General features: G+C 76.0%; 2 protein-coding genes. Both read right to left on the reverse strand.

The features are described 5' to 3' along the window. Positions 1–246 (reverse strand): acylglycerol kinase family protein (locus EBH09_RS38495; protein WP_238697160.1); only part of this gene is annotated, 246 nt, incomplete at its 3' end. A gap of 72 nt (positions 247–318) precedes the next feature. Beyond that, the coding region (locus EBH09_RS02700) for an FAD-binding oxidoreductase (protein ID WP_238697161.1) at positions 319–1,492 on the reverse strand (1,174 nt) is incomplete at its 5' end.

Here is a 1,492-nt window from a genome sequence, read left to right on the forward strand (position 1 = left end):
GAGGGACCCGGTGCCGCTGAGGGCGCCGCCGATCCCGCCGGCCATCCCGTCGCCGCCGACGGCGAGCACCACCCGGCCCCGCTCCCCGGCCCGCCGGGCGAGATCCCGTGCGTGCGCGAGGCTGCGGCTGTACTCCGTCTCCAGCTCCGCCCCCGCCTCCCGCAGCAGCCGGGCCACCCCGAGCAGCGCGGCGGCCGAGGTGGCGCCGCCCGCGGTGGGGTTGACGACGGCGGTGAACTGTCGCATCGATGTGCCTCCGGGCTGACGGGTGGTGCCGGACTGTTGTCTCACGGGGTCGAAGCCAGCTGCTGTGCGGGGTCAGTCCCCGGGCAGGAGGACGCCCGGGCTGAGCAGCCCGGCGGGGTCCAGACTCCGCTTGACGGCGCGCAGGGCCTGGACGCCGAGGGGGCCCGCCTCCCGGACGTACCAGTCGCGGTGGTCGGTGCCGACCCCGTGGTGGTGGGTGATGGTGCCGCCCGCGGCGAGGATCGCCTCGTTGGCGGCGTGCTTGGCGCGGGTCCAGTGCGCCAGGGCGTCGTCGCCCTGGGCCGAGACGACGGTGAAGTACAGGGAGGCGCCGTTCTCGTAGACGTGCGAGATGTGGCACATGACCAGCGGCGGGGTGCCCGCCCCGGTGAGGGTGCCGGTGAGCGCGTCACGGACGGCGGTGTACAGCGCGGGGAGGCGGGACCAGTAGGTCGCCGTCTCCAGGGTCTCGGCGAGCGCCCCGGCGTCCAGCAGGGAGTCGCGCAGGTAGGGCGCCGAGTACCGGCCGCGTGCCCAGCGCTCCCCCGGTTCGTCGCCGGCGAAGGTACCGCCGCTCTCGCGCAGTACGGCGGCGGCGCCGCCCTGGCGGTGGGCGGTGTCCTCCTCGCTGCCCTCGAAGCCGACGACGGCCAGGCATCCGGCGTCCTGCCGGGCCAGCGAGGCGCCGATGGCGTCCGGCTGGGCGAGGCCGACCAGTGTCTCCGTCTCGTCGGACAGCCGCAGCACAGTCGGGCGCGGACCGTCCTGGGCGAGCCGGCGCAGGGCCGCGGCGCCCTCGTCGAAGGAGGCGAAGCGCCAGCCCTCGTAGCGGCGGACCTTCGGCACGGGCCTCACTCGCACGGTGACGGACGTGATGACGCCGAAGGCGCCCTCCGAGCCCAGTACGAGCTGGCGCAGGTCGGGGCCGGCCGCCGAGCGCGGGGCGCGGCCCGTGTCGAGGGTGCCCTCGGGGGTGGCGAGGGTGAGGCCGAGGACCATCTCGTCGAAGCGTCCGTAGCCGGCGGAGGCCTGGCCGCTGGAGCGGGTCGCGGCGAAGCCGCCGACGGTGGCCCACTCGTAGGACTGGGGGAAGTGGCCGAGAGTGCAGCCGTGCTCGGCGAGGAGCGCCTCTGCCTCGGGGGCGCGCAGGCCGGCTTGCAGGGTCGCGGTCCGGGAGACCTCGTCGAGGTCGAGCAGGCGGTTCATGCGGCGCAGGTCGAGGGCGACGAAGGTGCCGTCGCGGCCG

The sequence above is a fragment of the Streptomyces sp. E2N166 genome (assembly GCF_003671715.1).
GTDB lineage: Bacteria > Actinomycetota > Actinomycetes > Streptomycetales > Streptomycetaceae > Streptomyces > Streptomyces thinghirensis.